The 16,097-nt window shown below is 42.1% G+C and carries 12 protein-coding genes and 1 pseudogene; 4 read left to right on the top strand and 9 right to left on the bottom strand.

From position 1 onward, the window contains the following. Window positions 1–955, top strand: a pseudogene (locus tag V756_RS0118030) (collagen-like triple helix repeat-containing protein); the annotation flags it as partial. Window positions 956–1,068: 113 nt separating this feature from the next. Here the strand turns inward: V756_RS0118030 and V756_RS0118035 are convergent. Genes V756_RS0118035 through V756_RS0118050 form a run of 4 tightly spaced genes read right to left on the bottom strand, consistent with a single transcriptional unit; the run spans window position 1,069 to window position 4,910 of the window. Further along, window positions 1,069–1,740: a glycosyltransferase family protein gene (locus V756_RS0118035; RefSeq protein WP_024715898.1), complete on the bottom strand. Its 672-nt coding sequence runs from the start codon at window positions 1,738–1,740 to the stop codon at window positions 1,069–1,071. Next, window positions 1,737–2,444: a class I SAM-dependent methyltransferase gene (locus tag V756_RS0118040; RefSeq protein WP_024715899.1), complete on the bottom strand. Its 708-nt coding sequence runs from the start codon at window positions 2,442–2,444 to the stop codon at window positions 1,737–1,739. The genes V756_RS0118035 and V756_RS0118040 overlap by 4 nt, the downstream gene beginning before the upstream one ends. Next, entirely contained in the window at window positions 2,434–3,537 is a 1,104-nt protein-coding gene (locus tag V756_RS0118045) for a glycosyltransferase (protein ID WP_024715900.1), read from the bottom strand. Before V756_RS0118045 ends, V756_RS0118040 begins: the two co-directional genes overlap by 11 nt. Beyond that, window positions 3,534–4,910: a glycosyltransferase gene (locus V756_RS0118050; protein WP_032682156.1), complete on the bottom strand. Its 1,377-nt coding sequence runs from the start codon at window positions 4,908–4,910 to the stop codon at window positions 3,534–3,536. The genes V756_RS0118045 and V756_RS0118050 overlap by 4 nt, the downstream gene beginning before the upstream one ends. 648 nt (window positions 4,911–5,558) lie before the next feature. Between V756_RS0118050 and V756_RS0118060 the strand changes: the two genes are divergently transcribed. Further along, the gene (locus V756_RS0118060) at window positions 5,559–6,695 is read left to right on the top strand and encodes an alpha/beta hydrolase (RefSeq protein ID WP_024715903.1); all 1,137 of its coding nucleotides are present in this window, start codon (window positions 5,559–5,561) and stop codon (window positions 6,693–6,695) included. 376 nt (window positions 6,696–7,071) lie between these two features. Here V756_RS0118060 and V756_RS0118065 read toward each other — a convergent pair whose 3' ends face one another. The 3 genes from V756_RS0118065 to V756_RS0118075 all read right to left on the bottom strand — a co-directional run bounded on the left by V756_RS0118065 (window position 7,072) and on the right by V756_RS0118075 (window position 10,607). Further along, on the bottom strand, window positions 7,072–7,335 hold the full coding sequence (locus tag V756_RS0118065) for a YnfE family protein (RefSeq protein ID WP_024715904.1): 264 nt from the start codon (window positions 7,333–7,335) through the stop codon (window positions 7,072–7,074). A 73-nt stretch (window positions 7,336–7,408) separates the two neighbouring features. After that, complete coding sequence (locus V756_RS0118070; protein WP_024715905.1) at window positions 7,409–8,908, bottom strand: cellulase family glycosylhydrolase; 1,500 nt, start codon at window positions 8,906–8,908, stop codon at window positions 7,409–7,411. 301 nt (window positions 8,909–9,209) lie between these two features. Beyond that, window positions 9,210–10,607, bottom strand: coding sequence for an alanine/glycine:cation symporter family protein (locus V756_RS0118075; protein WP_024715906.1), 1,398 nt, complete (start codon window positions 10,605–10,607; stop codon window positions 9,210–9,212). A 406-nt stretch (window positions 10,608–11,013) separates the two neighbouring features. Here V756_RS0118075 and V756_RS0118080 point away from each other — a divergent pair, with 406 nt between their 5' ends. Further along, a complete protein-coding gene (locus V756_RS0118080) occupies window positions 11,014–11,367 on the top strand; it encodes a hypothetical protein (RefSeq protein WP_024715907.1) in 354 nt (117 codons plus the stop codon). Window positions 11,368–11,391: 24 nt separating this feature from the next. Then, window positions 11,392–11,517 (top strand): hypothetical protein, encoded by a 126-nt coding sequence (locus V756_RS1000000124605; protein ID WP_003231548.1) that lies wholly within the window; start codon window positions 11,392–11,394, stop codon window positions 11,515–11,517. A 44-nt stretch (window positions 11,518–11,561) separates the two neighbouring features. Here the strand turns inward: V756_RS1000000124605 and parC are convergent, their stop codons facing one another. Beyond that, window positions 11,562–13,982 carry a DNA topoisomerase IV subunit A gene (parC, locus tag V756_RS0118090; protein ID WP_024715908.1) on the bottom strand — a complete coding sequence of 807 codons (2,421 nt, stop codon included), beginning with the start codon at window positions 13,980–13,982 and terminating at the stop codon, window positions 11,562–11,564. A 3-nt stretch (window positions 13,983–13,985) separates the two neighbouring features. Next, the gene (gene parE / locus V756_RS0118095; RefSeq protein ID WP_024715909.1) at window positions 13,986–15,953 is read right to left on the bottom strand and encodes a DNA topoisomerase IV subunit B; all 1,968 of its coding nucleotides are present in this window, start codon (window positions 15,951–15,953) and stop codon (window positions 13,986–13,988) included. Between the last annotated feature and the right edge of the window lie 144 nt (window positions 15,954–16,097).

A 16,097-nucleotide genomic window follows, 5' to 3' on the forward strand; every position in this document is an offset into this window, starting at 1 on the left:
AACCGGAGTAACTGGGGCCACTGGAGTAACAGGACCAACTGGTCCAACTGGAGCCACTGGCGCTACCGGAGTAACTGGACCAACTGGTGTAACTGGACCAACCGGAGTAACTGGGGCCACTGGAGTAACTGGGGCCACCGGAGAAACAGGACCAACTGGTGTAACTGGACCAACCGGAGTAACTGGGGTCACTGGTGTAACTGGACCAACCGGAGTAACTGGCGATACTGGTGTAACTGGAGCTACTGGTGCTACTGGCGCTACCGGAGAAACAGGACCAACTGGTGTAACTGGACCAACCGGAGTAACTGGGGCCACTGGAGTAACAGGACCAACCGGAGATACTGGCGCAACCGGAGTAACTGGGGCCACCGGAGAAACAGGACCAACTGGTGTAACTGGACCAACCGGGCCAACAGGAGTAACTGGAGTAACTGGTGTAACTGGACCAACCGGGCCAACAGGAGTAACTGGAGCTACTGGCGTAACTGGAGCCACTGGCGTCACTGGTGTAACTGGGCCAACAGGAGCCACAGGACCAACCGGTTCAACCGGGGCAAATCCGCAGCTGTTTTTCAATGAGGTAGCTGGCCCAGTTTCTGTTGCTATTAACGGTACTGAAACGTCAATTGGGACTGTAAGTGTGCCAACAGTCGCTGGCCAATTAATAAAATTAGATTTTGCCATTTCTGTGGATGTGACAACGACAGCTAACTCGAACTTTACTTTCCAAACCAGAATTTATAGAAACGGAGTATTGGTAGATACACGCTCCATCCAAAGAAATATTAATGCTGCAATTACGTCAAGATTTCCAATTGCTTCAACATATGTAGATACTGCAACAGTCACAGGTACGACTTCTTATGAGATTAGGATAATCTTTACAGCAGTAAGTAATGTGAGCAGCAGCAGCGCACTGAATTTGGATATAAACGCTATTAGATTCCCTTAAATACTAAGTACGTATTCAGTTCACTATTTATTTGATCTTAAATCCCAAGCATATCAAAATAGAAACCTACTTTTTATAAAGTAGGTTTCTTGTTGTGCCCAATGAAAGATTTATCAAGTTTTAAAATATTCATGGGAAAATTTCTCTAGGTAATAAGAATACTGGTCTGAATCAAATTCATTACCGCATGCATGTAAGACCCATGGCACTTGCTGATGAGGAATGCCGACAGCATATCCTTTTTTTCTGAACTCATAGCATTGAGAAATGTCATACAAATGCCAGCCGTCAAAAATTTCTTTTCGCCACGGAATATCGTACTGAGTAGCCAGCAATAAACCGTCTAATGCTTGAACTGTTTTGACAGTTTCATCAATTTCATCAAATAACAAATAGCTGTACGTATTGCGGTATTCAATGACTTTTCCGACTTTTTTAGAAGCCTCCCACCAAATCCCGCTTTGCGGCATTTCTTCAGCTCCTATGACACCTATCATGCCCAGACCATCATTCTGCTGAAAGACATGGAGGATATCATAAATAAAGGAGCGATTGATGATAAATGTGTCCTGATGTAAATACACTTTATATTTTGAGTCTGAGTCCTCCATTGCCGCCTGGTAACCGGAGGCCATACTGCCTGCGTCTCGGATATTAATTAATTCTACCTTCATATGCGGCGGTACTGAGAGAGTGTGTATATGTCTTAGACAGAGATCATAAAGGGTATCGTCATTCACACATGAAATAAAACTAATTGAATTTTCATCTGCATGCTGATTCATCTTTTTTCTGCCTTTATAACATATTGATAGGCTCTGACTTCCTCCTCAAAATCTGCATAGTGGATACCCATGCATGCCCTGACATGAGTCAGTTTACTGATCATTTTTTCATAATAATCAGTTGTAAAGGGAATGGGCTCAATTTGACTGATCTTGTAACCTGTTTCACGAAACATCTTTTTTATTTCGTGCAGGGTAAAAAAACGGAGGTGTGTTTTGTCGAGCAACCCTGCCTGTGTATACGTCCATTTGCCGGACAGCAGACTTTCGAAAATTGAGATATGCCCGATATGCGGGATGCTTGCCAAAATGCTTCCTGTCTCTTTCACATAAGGCTTGAGGTTACCTAAAACTGCCCACGGGTCTTTTAAATGTTCCAATACATCGCCGAAGATGATATGATCAAATGTATTTATTTGAAAAGGCAGCTTCAGTGTTTCAATATCTCCCATTATTACTTCGTCAATGTGATGAGCTGCTTTTTCGGCAGCTGGCGGATATGATTCGATCCCATAATATGAGCAATTCGTTTTTTCCTTAACAGCTGCTCCAAACAAGCCTTCAGCACATCCGACTTCAAGAATGTTTTTTGCCTGAGGCCCTACCAGTTCAAACAGTTTCCAGTTGACTCCTTTGTAATACGCTTTATCTTTTAGCTGATACTCTTTCATAGACTCAGCTTGTGACCGTTTATTAATTTCCATGCTGTTCACCTCCCGAACTAGCTTGCTTCTGCAGAATATCTTCAAAGTATTTTTTGTTTGATAGCATTCTTGAATCATGAGGACGGTATTGTAAAGCCGACTCATTATGCTGATAGGCAAGCTGATGCTCGCCAAGCTTATCATAGCAGACGGCTAATTGTAGGTGGGGCAGCCAGGTGGCGCATGCGCGGTTTTGAAAAGCCAAGATTTCAGTGCCTCTGTTTTCCATTGCTTTTTCATACCAATAGACCGCACCTTGAAAATCATTTTTTTCTAAAAAAGAGAATCCCAGCCTGCAGCAGGTTTCGGCTCTAGGCGGCCCATAGACGAGCGTGTGAAGCACCCAGCTTAATTCTTTTTCCTTCAGCCCTAGTGAATGATAACAATCGGCTAATTTATTGCACGCTCTAATGTTATCTTCTATCCATCCCTGTTTTGTTTTCAAAAAACGTAAATAGTACTCAATTGCTTTTTCTATTTTCCCGTGATCACACAACTCGTTCGCATAATAAAATAAATCTCTTGGCGAAAAATCCTTTCCCGAAGAGGCCATGTTTTCATAAATCCGCAAATTTCGGTCTGCGTCATGACTAAGTGGCATGTGAGAAACCGCAGCTTCACTATGGTGAAGATTTCCGTACACTTCTAAATATTCATGGACAGAGCCGATCCACTTAAAACCCTTCTCCCGTTTTACGAGCCGGTATCTTCTTAAGCTGGATGTGACGTTGTTTTCTTCATCAAATGCCAAATGATATTTCATTGAAACCGCGTCAACACGTGGATCAAGCGTTCTTTTTAAATGTAGCAACAGCTTTTGATCCTTCTCGGTAAATACGTCGTCGGCATCAAGCCATAAAATATAGTCGGCTGTTGCTTGCTGAAACGAAAAATTTCGGGCTGCCGCAAAATCGTCGATCCATGCAAAATCAAAAATTCGATCTGTATAACGAGCAACGATGTTTTTCGTCTCGTCATCCGAGCCGGTATCCACAATGTTAATTTCATCAGCTATCCCTTGCACAGAATCTAAGCATCGCCCAATAACAGCTTCTTCATTTTTCACAATCATACATAAACTGATTGAAATCACATGGCCACCTCCGTTTCATTCTGTTTTTTCTTTATGGCATGAACAAACATGTAATCAATATGGGCATGTTTTGACAAGTGATCCAAAGACAAGCCAAATTGCCCGGCAAGAAATTGCATTTCTTGTAAAAAGAGCTGTATGTGTGATTCAGTATCGTTGGAATGGGAGGTGATGGATTTTATGTTATAAAGATATTCAGGAAATAACATATTTACGTTGTGAGGTGTGATGAAATATGTGTGTGTCGATGCACAGAGTATTAAAGAGAAAAATGAATCTGCATAGGCAGTATTTGGGATGCTACAAATCAGCGAGCCTGAAGGCTTTAAATAAACGGCAAGAGTCTCAATCGTATGTCTGGGATTCATCGAGCAGTTTAAAAGGTCTCCGATCAAAATTGCATCGAAAAAGGCATCAGGGTAGGGGAGATCGGATGTTTCCACATCTGCCGAAATGACTTGTTCGTAATATGCGCTTGCAATGGTCTGTAACAACTCATCATTCTCAACTCCATACAATGTACAAGTTTGCCTGTTCAAAAGTTCTGTCCCCGCAGCTCCCGCGCCGCAGCCGATATGTAAGATAGTGCCGGCTTCCACGGGCACAAATGCTGTCAGTTGAGGCTGAGAATCAAAGAATGTTGTTACATCCACCTTCCATTTTCCGATGAAGCGTTGTCGATTTTCTCCATATAATCGACTGATGCTCAAATCTGGATTGCCTGTAAACGTAGCATGACCGTGATGGTGGACAAACGAATCCAGAGCAATTTTCAGCTGATAACCGGCTTGTAGTACACGAAGGCTTAAATCATCATCTTCAAATGAACCGCCTTCAAAACGTTCATCAAAACCGCCGACTTCGTCCAATACCTCCTTTTTGACAAGCAGGCAAAACCCTACGAGCCTCAATACAGCTTTTGACTTGCCTCGCTGCTGCAAACAGTAAAGGCGGGAAAAATCTTCTATTCCCTCAACGTTTGTGTAGTCAACGGGAACTTGCTGCGGACCGCTGACATAATTGCTTACAGGTCCGACCATGCCGATTTTATCATCCTGATAAAGCAGCTTGATCATCGGCTCCAGCCATTGATGTGTTACAACAGTATCATTGTTTAAAAAAAGAATATTGTCCCCTGAGGCAGCTTCAAGTCCCTGATTGCAGGCTTTTGCGAAGCCTTCGTTCGTTTTGTTAAAAATTGCTTTAATTGAAGATATCTGTTTGAGGTAGTCACGTGTACCGTCATGAGAGCCGTTATCTATAACAATTACTTCTATACAGTCATTATTCGTATGCTCCCATATGCTCTCCAAGCATTGTTTTGTTAAAGCTAATTGATTATAAGTCAGAACAATAATACTCGTTTTCACCATAACCTCCGCCCTTCACCATAAATTCGGATACTATATGTATATCGTAAGGTTCAGACGGAATGATTCTTTCCTGTAAAAAAGAAGAATGATGCTTAACGGAATAAATTGGGACGTTTTAAAAAACATGAATGGTCTTTTAAAGAAAAGGGACTATTTTTAGCTTGATTTGTATTTAGGGATCAACAGGGTTGGAAGAAATAGAAAGAAGAATATTGATGAGGGCATTATTTTATTTAATAGCGTTGATAGCAGGGGGGAGGACGACATTTCGGTCAAGTGGAGGTTTTGTGACATCAACTACGATTTTATTAAGATTTTTGCAGCGAAAAAAAGAAGCAATCATTGCGCTGAATTAGCAAGCCTTCTTAACAACGGATAAAGGATGATACAAAATTTTAAAGAGAAGGGAAGTGCTACTCAATGTATACGCTCATACAAATAAAAAGAACAACGAAAAAAATAGCTCGTTTAAACTTATTAGTTCTACTTCTAGCCGACCCCAAAATTCAAAGAATAAAAACATAATAGACTATTCAAATGTTAAGATTAGCAAGTACTTTGATGTAATCGTTTCACAGTATTCAGCGCTTATATCGCAATGTATGTATTTCACATTCGCCACTTTATTCATTAAGGGGGAAGAAGAGAATGAAAACTTATGACGCATTTCCAGAACCAATTGGCGACTATACTGTCGGGCGAACCCAGATGGATTTTGAGTACACGACATCAGATCACTCAAAAAGAGAACTGACGGCGTTTGTGTACTATCCGTCCGACAGCAGCGAAGGGAAGAATACATCAACGTACATGTTTCCTGAAGTCTACGAGATGTTTAATGAGCAGCCCCTTGTCACTGCGTTGAAGGATGTTTTCTCTATAGATATCAAGACCCAATGTTATGACGACCTTGCTCTCTCTGGGAAAGAAAAGCGTTATCCGGTGTTATTCTATGTTTGCGGCGGAGGCGGTTCTCCAGAATGGGGCACAGTGATCTGTACAGACTTGGCAAGCATAGGATATGGTGTAGTAAGCATCGGCCATCAGAATAGCACGATGTATAAGCGTAAAGATGGTCGCCTGTTTAATGTATCAAAGGATTTTTCGGATGCCATTTTGGCGTTTTCTGAAGATCCGGAGATGCTGGCATTGTCTGGTAAGATGGAGATGCGTCCTGACGATGAAACTGCCATTGAGATATGCCGTAACGTGCTTACGCTGCCGATTATTGGAAATTTAACAAAGTATTGTGAATTACAGGCGGAAGATGTAAGGTACATAGCCGATTATCTTTACAAACTGGACTCCGGAGAGCTGAATTCCATTTTTAAGGGCAGATTGTCGCTTGATATCGGCATGGGCATAGTCGGACATTCTTATGGAGGGCCTACGACGGCGATTGTTTGCCGGGACGACGACCGGTTCGCCTGCGGGATTGGCTTGGATAGCGGTGCGTTCGGCCTTCTGGACAGCGACCTTAAGAAACCCTTTTTGCTGCTGTTTTGTGAACCGAACTATAACATGAACGCGATCATTGGCGCTAACAATAGCATGGAAACCTATTATTTCTCTGTTGATCGTGTTGCGCATTTAGATTTCTGCGACATCGTGTTTACCAGTGTGAATGAGGAACTCAGAGGCGAACGGGATGCTATGGAGATGCGAAATCTTGTTACAGACTATACGAAGAACTTTTTTGATCATTACATCCTGCAGAAGGATACAAGTGTGGAAAGTCTGGCATATGATGGCGTGGACTTGATCAAGAAGACCAGCAACGAGTGACATAACCTAGAGGTTGCTGATAAACACATGTCAAAGAGCTAGCCGTACTGTATAGAACAAAATGATGAAGATTTCAACTATATGTATATATTTGATTGGTTAGAAAATGAAATGAGTGAGACGAACAACCAACTGAAAAAACCTTTATGACCGATTAAATTTATTTATTGAGGACGTAAAGGTTTTTTGCTATTACAAACAAAAGGGTGAAAGTGTAGATAAGATGAAAATTGATACGTTAACTTAAACTCAATTATTCTAGTTAACATAATATATATTCTAGGAAGTTAAAGAAATAAATGAATTTCTGTCTCATCATTAAAGTATACTTAAGTAAGTGAGACAGAAATTAAAATGTTACTGCTGCATGTCTACATTAAAAAAATGATGTTTTCAATCCATAATAAACGGCTTCTAAATCTTCCAGCGTCATATCGCCATATGCACATTTGATAACCGAGTCAGCAAATACATCGTAGTCATAATCGGTTGAAAAACCTTGCTGCAGCTGTTTTCCGTAGGCGTCGATCTGTTCTTTTTGATGTTGAATGTCTTTTTCCTTACCTGGATAATCCGGACCATTTATCACATTATTCATTTCCTTGAACAACATCATATACTGTTTCAGTGTTTCATCCACTACGTAAACCTCCTTGTTTTGCTGTATAAGATATGAAAACGGACATCATTGCTGATGCCCGCCTAAAGCTTAACTAATTGGGCTCTGTTCCCCAAATCAGTTTTCCTTGATGATATAATGTGATTTTTTTCGTTGTTTTAAACGTATTTGATTGGAAAAAGGAATAATCGCTGCTTTGTGCATAATTGCTCCAGTCATCGTTGTGAAGACGAAGCTGAATATTCCCTGTGCTTTCTCCCGGTGACAGCGTTCCTTTTTTAAACCCCAGTTCCAGATAGGTATCTGCGCCTTGCTTAGGTTTATGCAGCGTCACAAACTTGTGGGTCAGATTGTCGCATCCAATCTGCGCGTAGTCACAGTCAAAGTTTTGTCCTTTGTTTTTCGCGTTATACCAGTAACGGGCAGTGACACCTTTTAAATCAACCTTGGTATTCCCGTTATTTTTTATGGAAAGCTGAGGGCGGATTTGGTTGCTGTTCACATCCCCATCCCCTGCTTTGTATTGTACAGAAATGCCGTTTTCCTGTGCGGGATTATCTTGTGCTGGCGTTTCAGGGCGTTCTTTCGTTGAATCTTTGTTGCCGAGAATGTTTTCTCTTACGAATGTTCCTGAAGCAGTTAAATCTGACAGCGGCCAGCCGCCTGTTTTAGATGCTCCCGGCTTTAATGCTGAGGATGATTCCTGCTTATCAGAAAGATTCCAGTTCACCCAGCTGATTTTCTTGCTGTCGAGATAATTCAGCCATTCCCGCGACTGGTCAAGGAATACACCGCCATTTCCAGACGCGTTGCTTGTTCCCCATTCCGTCACGAAAATAGGCGCTCCTTTACTGAGTGCATAGTTTGCTTTATCCCGTAAAGATTGGCCGTGTGTGCCGGCATAAAAATGAAGCGCGTACATGACATTTGCATCTTTTAGCTGATCATCGGCTGCATCATTCACATCCTGGCTCCATGTACCGGTACCTACAATGATGGGATTGTCGGGATCATTTTTGCGGATAACGGAAATCACTTCTTCCGCATACGGTTTAATATCCCGCTTCCAGTTCACATCGCCGTTTGGTTCATTTGCAATTTCATAAATGACGTTTGGCGTGTTTCCGTAAAGACTTGACATTTCCTTAAAAAATTCTTTCGCCTTCTCTTTATTTTGGTTTGGATTGCCGTCATTTAAAATATGCCAGTCAATGATGACATATATCCCAAGTTCTTTTGCTGTTTCAACTGCTTCTTTCACTTTGTTTTTCACAGACGGGTTGTCAATATAACCGCCGTCTGCCGTATACATTGCCGCGCGGAAAACGGTGATGCCCCAATCGTCTCTCAGCCATTTCAAGCTGTCTTTATTGACGAAATCGCCATACCATTGCAATCCGTGTGAACTGATTCCTTTCAGCTGTACCGCTTTACCGTCTCGGTTTACGAGCTGTGTCCCTTTTATGCTAAGCTGGCCATTCTTGGCTACTGGCGTTTTTGCTCCTGCTGCAGATGCCGGCGAAGCCTGCAAGCCGCCCATCGTCAATACCGCAATCAATAAACACGTAATAAAAATAGAGATTGACCGTTTCATATCTATCTTTTCCTCCTTCTCATCATTTTGGCTCTCCACTTCTTATGAGCACGAACTCATTGTAAAAATCTTTCTCTTGATTGTCTATCAACCTAATTTCTTGTTTTTAGAAGGTGTAAAAGCCTGTCAATGTGCTCTTTCTCTATTAAATTAGTTACACCTGACACATATAGAACAAAGAAAACTGGACTGAACCGGGACTTTACACGTCATTTTTCAATCGAGTCGAAAAATTAAATTTATTTCCAACAATGAAAAAGCTGCATTCAACAACTGAATGCAGCTTTGTTTTATATTGATATTACGCTTCTTGTTTCTCATCTTCCCATGTTTCAGCATTTTTCAGCCCTGGGATGTTTTTCGCCTTAAATACAGGATCAAGTCCTTGTTTACGCTGTTTCGCGTAATCTTTATATACTTTATAAGCAACGTTTGACAGTAGCGTAATCACAATCAAGTTAATCAGTGCCATGATGCCCATAAAGAGATCCGCCATATCCCAAACGATTTGGAAACCTGATAAAGATCCATATACAACCATAGCAATAACAGCGATACGGTAAATATTCAGCCATGTTTTGCTTGTTTTAATAAATTCAATGTTTGTCTCGCCATAATAATAGTTTCCGACTACTGAACTGAAAGCAAACAAGAACATTGCGACTGCGATGAAAGTCGGCGCCCAGCCTCCAATGTGATGGTTAAGAGCAGCCTGTGTTACTTGGATGCCATCGCCTTTTGGTGTTACACTGTATAGCAAAATAATAAATGCTGTGGACGTACATACGATAAATGTATCGAAAAATACGCCTAAAGTTTGAATAAATCCTTGCTTTGCCGGATGGGATACATGAGCTGTTGCAGCTGCGTTTGGCGCGCTCCCCATTCCTGCTTCGTTTGAGAAAAGCCCGCGCTGCGCACCGATAACGATGATGCCGCCTATTCCGCCGCCGACAACTTGTTCAAAGCCTAAAGCATTTTTAACAATTGTAGCGATAACGCCAGGGAAAGCTGTAATATTGGTGATAACAACAAATAAAGCGATAAGAATATAAATGCCTGCCATAACCGGCACAATTAACTGTGAAACAGCGACAACACGTTTTAAACCGCCAAAAATAATAAACGCAGTTAAAACCGCCAGAACAATGGCGACAACCGTTTTATTCACATGGAATGCGCCATCCAATGCGCCTGAAATTGTATTTGTTTGAACAGCATTAAAAATTAAGCCGAACGAGACAGTAATTAAGACAGCAAAAACGATGCCAAGCCATCTGACTCCAAGACCCTTTTGAATATAGTAGGCCGGGCCTCCGCGGAAGTCCTCCCCGTCTCTCACCTTATAAAGCTGCGCTAATGTACTCTCAACAAAGCTGGAAGCCATGCCTACAGTAGCTACGACCCACATCCAAAATACAGCGCCTGGTCCGCCTGTCGCGATCGCTAAGGCGACACCAGTCAAATTCCCTGTACCGACTCGGGATGCGGCAGAAATAAAGAATGCCTGCATAGATGAAACACCTTTATTTCCCTCGGGTTTCTCCCCTACGATTCTAAACATTTCAATAAAGTAACGGAATTGGATAAAACCAAAACGTATGGTGAAAAATAATCCAAGCCCTATTAAAATATAAAATAGGTATTTCCAGATGAAATCACTTGGAATATTAATCAAACTATTGAAAAAAGCCTCCATATTTACCTCCCGTTTTCATCAATTCATTGTGAATTCGATCTTGATGTTAGATTTTTTAACATAACGAGTATTATTATATCACAATATGTCGAATTAGGAAGTTTTTTCGTGAAGATGATTGTCCTAGATTGAGGTTCAAATCATTACCTCCCCCTCTCTATTATTTTCCTATGAAGGAATAATCCTTAAACATCAAACATATCATCTTAAATGTGTTTTTCATCACCTCTTATAACGGGTATACATACACTAATAAAAGAAATTTCACTTTCAATAATAAGAAAAAAGATATATACTTAACAAAGTGAAATTTTATTTTTAAATTTAAAAAATCAAGTTTACTTTTAGGATGGGTTAGGGTATTATTATAAAAATATTCAGTAATATTAAAGGAGGGGGAGATCATTTGAAAAAAGTAACGATACTGAAAGCGTCCATCTTATTTTTGGCAATTGCCAGTTTTCATTTGTTCTCCATTCCCCACGCCTTTGATATCGGCCATCATTATAAAGCCGTAGCCGACCAGCAGGAAATGCATGAGATGAAAGCCGGCCAAAATGCTGATGATGAGAAGAAATCCATCACAGGAGCATTTGCGCTGACTGCTTTTTGGGCAATGGCTGTTCTGCTTCTGACCGCTGAAAACAAAAGTACGGGATACACCCGCAGGCGTCAGCGGAAAAAAAGCTTTATATTGGCCAAATTTTATCAATCGTCTTATTTCGACAAACTTCATGTTCAACATCACCTGATAATATAACGAAATATGAGGAGGCTGTTAAACATGTTGTTTATCTTAAGAATGGTGATTTTAGGCTTGTTTTCTTTCACGGCGCTGAATTTATTTGTATGGCAAGGAATCGAAGTTATTCATGCCGTAACAGATCTTTTCACCAACCATGAAAGCTGATAAAAACAAACAAAACCCGCTCACGTGATATGAGCGGGTTTTGTTTATTGTTCTGTATGAAGGCGCCAGACAGCTGTGACCTTGCCTGATTCCTCTTCATCAATAAAGAAAGAGCCATTGCTGTATCTGTCGTTTGTCCGTAAAGTTTTTGCCTGCAGTTCTTTTCTGTCGCCTTTTTCTGTTTCCGCCATAAGCCGCTGTTCAAGACCGCAAGCGAACAGCGCAACGACACGGTGAGGGTTCTTCTTCAGTTCCCTTAGCATCACGGCACCGCGTTTTGCACGGGATGTCTTTTCAAACTCGGAAAGACTCATGCGTTTTACCGCTCCCCGCTGCGTGAACAATACAATGGAATCAGATTCTTGAAGGATCTCTCCGGAGACAACAAAGTCATCTTCTTTTAAGTTAATCCCTTTGACACCTGCCGCACGCGCGCCAACTACATTTACTTCGTCTTCTCCAAACCAAAGGCCGTATCCTAAATGAGTAGCCATAAAGATCTGGCTTTCCCCATTTGTTACATGTACATCAATCAGTTCGTCTTCACCCTTCAAATTTAATGCGACAAGCGCTTTAGAATAACGCTGTGCTTTATAATGGGTGAGCTCTGTCTTTTTCACCATTCCGTTTTTCGTAAAGAACAAAAGATATGCCGACGGATCAAATTCTTTTATCGGTATCGCCTTTACAATCGTTTCATCACGGTCAATGGTGATTAGGTTTGAAAAATGCTGTCCCATGTCCTTCCATCTGATATCAGGCAGCTGGTGAACCGGACAATAAATGTAGCTTCCTTTGTTTGTAAAGAGCAGCAGCACATCCGTCGTATTCATTTCAAACTGATGCAGCATCCTATCCGTATCTTTCATGCCGAAATCCTGACCATTAGAAGCCGCAAATGAACGCTGGCTCGTCCGTTTTAGGTAACCATCCTTCGTAACGGTCACATATACATCCTCAGACGCAACCATGACTTCGAGATTGATTTTAATTTCCTCAATTTTTTCTTCAATCACGGAACGTCTCGTGTCTGCATATTTCTTTTTCAGTGCTTTTAAGCTGTTTATGATCACTTTTAACAGCTTTGAATCATTGCTCAGAATGGATTCGAGCTCTTCAATCTTTTTGCCAAGCTCTTCTGCCTCTTCCTTAAGCGCTGTAATATCTGTATTGGTTAAACGATAAAGCTGCAATGACACGATGGCTTCAGCCTGAGGCTCTGTAAAGTCATATTTCGCTGTCAAATTGTTTTTAGCGTCACGCTTATCGCTTGAAGAACGGATTGTTGCAATGACATCATCCAAAATAGACAGAGCTTTCATGAGACCTTCTACGATGTGATGTCTGTCTTTTGCTTTTTGAAGCTCATAAACAGACCGGTTTGTGACGACTTCCTTTTGATGGCCGATATATGCATCCAAAATAGACGGCAGGCTCATCAGCATCGGACGGCGGTTATGAATAGCCACCATATTAAAGTTATAGGTCACTTGCAAATCTGTATTTTTATATAAGAAATTCAAAATGCCTTTGGCATCGGCTTCTTTTTTCAGTTCAATAACCACTCTCAGCCCTGTTCGGTCCGTTTCATCACGAACCTCTGAGATGCCTTCAACCTTTTTATCAATGCGATACTCATCCATTTTTTTCACAAGGTTGGCTTTGTTGACTTCAAATGGAATTTCCGTAATGACAATTTGTTCACGGCCGCCTCTGATTCCTTCAATTTCAGCTTTTCCGCGGATAATGATTTTTCCTTTTCCGGTTTCGTAAGCTTTTTTTATGCCGTCAACGCCCTGAATAATACCACCTGTCGGAAAATCAGGCCCTTTAATGACTTCCATCAGCTCATCAACAGAGCAAGTTGGCATTTGAATGCGTTTAATGACAGCATCAATGACTTCTCCAAGATGATGAGGGGGAATGTCGGTCGCGTATCCTGCTGAAATCCCGGTCGATCCATTGACCAATAGGTTAGGAAACATCGCTGGGAGCACGACAGGCTCTTTGCTCGTATCGTCAAAGTTCGGCACAAATTCAACCGTGTTTTTATCAATGTCCCGCAAAAGCTCAGACGCGATCGGAGATAACCTCGCTTCTGTATAACGCATGGCAGCCGGAGGATCTCCGTCGATGCTTCCGTTGTTCCCATGCATTTCTATTAACACATTACGCACTTTCCAATCCTGGCTCATCCGCACCATTGCTTCATAAACCGAACTGTCACCGTGCGGATGATAGTTACCGATGACGTTACCGACCGTTTTGGCTGCTTTTCTGAAGTTTTTATCAAACGTATTTCCATCTGTATGCATCGCATACAAAATTCTGCGCTGTACCGGCTTTAAGCCGTCTCTCGCATCAGGAAGCGCCCTGTCTTGAATAATGTATTTACTATAGCGTCCAAAACGGTCGCCTATCACCTCTTCTAATGGTAAATCATGAAATAATTCTGGCTGTGACAATCATTAAACCTCCTCAGCGACCGATAAGTTTTCATTTTCTAAAATATTGCTTTCTTCATCTAAACCGAAAGCGACGTTTTTCTCAATCCACTTTCTGCGCGGCTCTACTTTATCTCCCATTAACGTCGTCACACGTCTCTCTACACGTGCCGCATCGTCAATTTTGACCCTGACAAGCGTACGGGACTCCGGATTCATCGTCGTTTCCCACAGCTGGTCTGCATTCATCTCTCCAAGACCTTTATATCGCTGAATGGTATAGCCTTTACCGACTTTTTTCAGGACATCAGCCATCTCTTCGTCAGACCATGCGTACTCAATGATTTCCTTTTTCCCGCTCCCTTTGCTGACCTTATATAAAGGAGGCAGTGCAATGAACACCTTGCCGTGCTCAATGAGCGGCTTCATATAGCGATAGAAAAAGGTGAGAAGCAGCACTTGAATGTGAGCGCCGTCTGTATCGGCATCGGTCATAATGATGATTTTGTCATAGTTGATGTCATCGATTGAGAAATCCGCTCCGACTCCGCCGCCGATCGCATGAATGATCGTATTGATCTCTTCATTTTTAAAGATATCTGCAAGCTTAGCTTTTTCCGTATTAATGACCTTACCGCGTAAAGGCAGAACCGCTTGGAATCTGCGGTCTCTTCCCTGCTTGGCTGACCCGCCTGCTGAATCGCCCTCAACGAGATACAATTCATTTTTTGCCGGGTTTCTCGAACCCGCAGGCGTCAGCTTTCCGCTTAATGTCGCTTCTGATTTTTTTCGTTTTTTGCCGCTTCTTGCTTCTTCACGGGCCTTCCGTGCCGCTTCGCGCGCCTGGCTCGCTTTGATTGCTTTTTTAACAAGCAGCGTAGCGGTATCTCGATTTTCCTCTAAAAAGTAAGCAAGCTGCTCTGAAACAATCGCGTCGACTGCTGATCTTGCTTCACTGGTCCCGAGCTTTCCTTTTGTTTGTCCTTCAAATTGAAGAAGCTCCTCAGGAATACGGACGGAAATAATGGCTGATAGACCTTCCCTTATATCGGTGCCTTCCAGGTTTTTATCCTTTTCTTTCAGCAAAGCCACTTTTCGCGCATATTCATTAAAAGCACGTGTCATCGCTGTTTTTGCACCCGATTCATGAGTTCCGCCGTCTTTTGTTCTGACGTTGTTAACAAACGATAAAATGTTTTCAGAATAGCCGTCGTTAAACTGGAACGCAAAATCCACTTCGATTGAATGGTGCTCTCCCTCAAACGAAACCACTTCAGACAAGGCGTCCTTTTCCTCATTTAAGTAAGCGACAAACGCTTCTATGCCGGTCTCATAACAAAAAACCTCGTGCTGGTCATTGCGCTCGTCAATCAGCTCGATTTTTAATCCTTTTAATAAAAACGCAGATTCTCTTAAGCGCTCAGAAAGCGTTTCAAAATTATAAGTCGTTGTGCTGAACATTGTTGAATCTGGCTTAAAGTGCGTCAGCGTTCCTGTCTTTTTTGTTTTGCCGATCTTTTCGAGAGAGGTAACCGGTTTTCCTCCATTCTCAAATCGCTGCTGATAGACGAAACCGTCCCGCTCAATGGTCACCGTCAGCCATTCAGATAAAGCATTCACGACTGATGCACCAACTCCGTGCAGTCCTCCGCTCGTCTTATAGCCGCCTTGGCCGAACTTTCCTCCGGCATGAAGCACCGTTAAAATCACTTCAGGGGTTGGTTTGCCGAGCTTATGCATTCCGGTCGGCATTCCGCGGCCTCTATCCTGTACAGAAATACTGTTGTCTTTATGTATTTTGACGATAATGTGGTCTCCATGGCCGGCGAGCACCTCGTCGACAGAGTTATCTACGATTTCATAAACCAAGTGGTGCAAGCCCCGCGCGTCAGTAGAACCAATATACATACCCGGCCTTTTCCTGACGGCCTCAAGGCCTTCGAGCACCTGTATGGCATCTTCGTTGTAATCAAATTGCTGTTTTCTAGCCAAACGTACAAACCCCTTTCAAAAACTAACATTGTCTTTCTCTTTTTCAGTGTTGCGTATCAATTGTATAAAATATTTTTAAACCTCGCCTTGAGCCGGTACTGCCTCGGACTCCTCATTATAACCAATATGTTTGCAATCGCAACA

Source organism: Bacillus tequilensis KCTC 13622 (assembly GCF_000507145.1).
GTDB classification, from domain to species: domain Bacteria; phylum Bacillota; class Bacilli; order Bacillales; family Bacillaceae; genus Bacillus; species Bacillus tequilensis.

Coding starts and splice junctions, on each gene's coding strand:
- V756_RS0118060 (WP_024715903.1), top strand. CDS start 5,559: ATGAAAACTTATGACGCATTTCCAGAACCAATTGGCGACTATACTGTC.
- V756_RS0118050 (WP_032682156.1), bottom strand. CDS start 4,910: ATGGTGAAAACGAGTATTATTGTTCTGACTTATAATCAATTAGCTTTA.
- V756_RS1000000124605 (WP_003231548.1), top strand. CDS start 11,392: ATGTTGTTTATCTTAAGAATGGTGATTTTAGGCTTGTTTTCTTTCACG.
- V756_RS0118040 (WP_024715899.1), bottom strand. CDS start 2,444: ATGGAAATTAATAAACGGTCACAAGCTGAGTCTATGAAAGAGTATCAG.
- V756_RS0118070 (WP_024715905.1), bottom strand. CDS start 8,908: ATGAAACGGTCAATCTCTATTTTTATTACGTGTTTATTGATTGCGGTA.
- V756_RS0118075 (WP_024715906.1), bottom strand. CDS start 10,607: ATGGAGGCTTTTTTCAATAGTTTGATTAATATTCCAAGTGATTTCATC.
- V756_RS0118035 (WP_024715898.1), bottom strand. CDS start 1,740: ATGAATCAGCATGCAGATGAAAATTCAATTAGTTTTATTTCATGTGTG.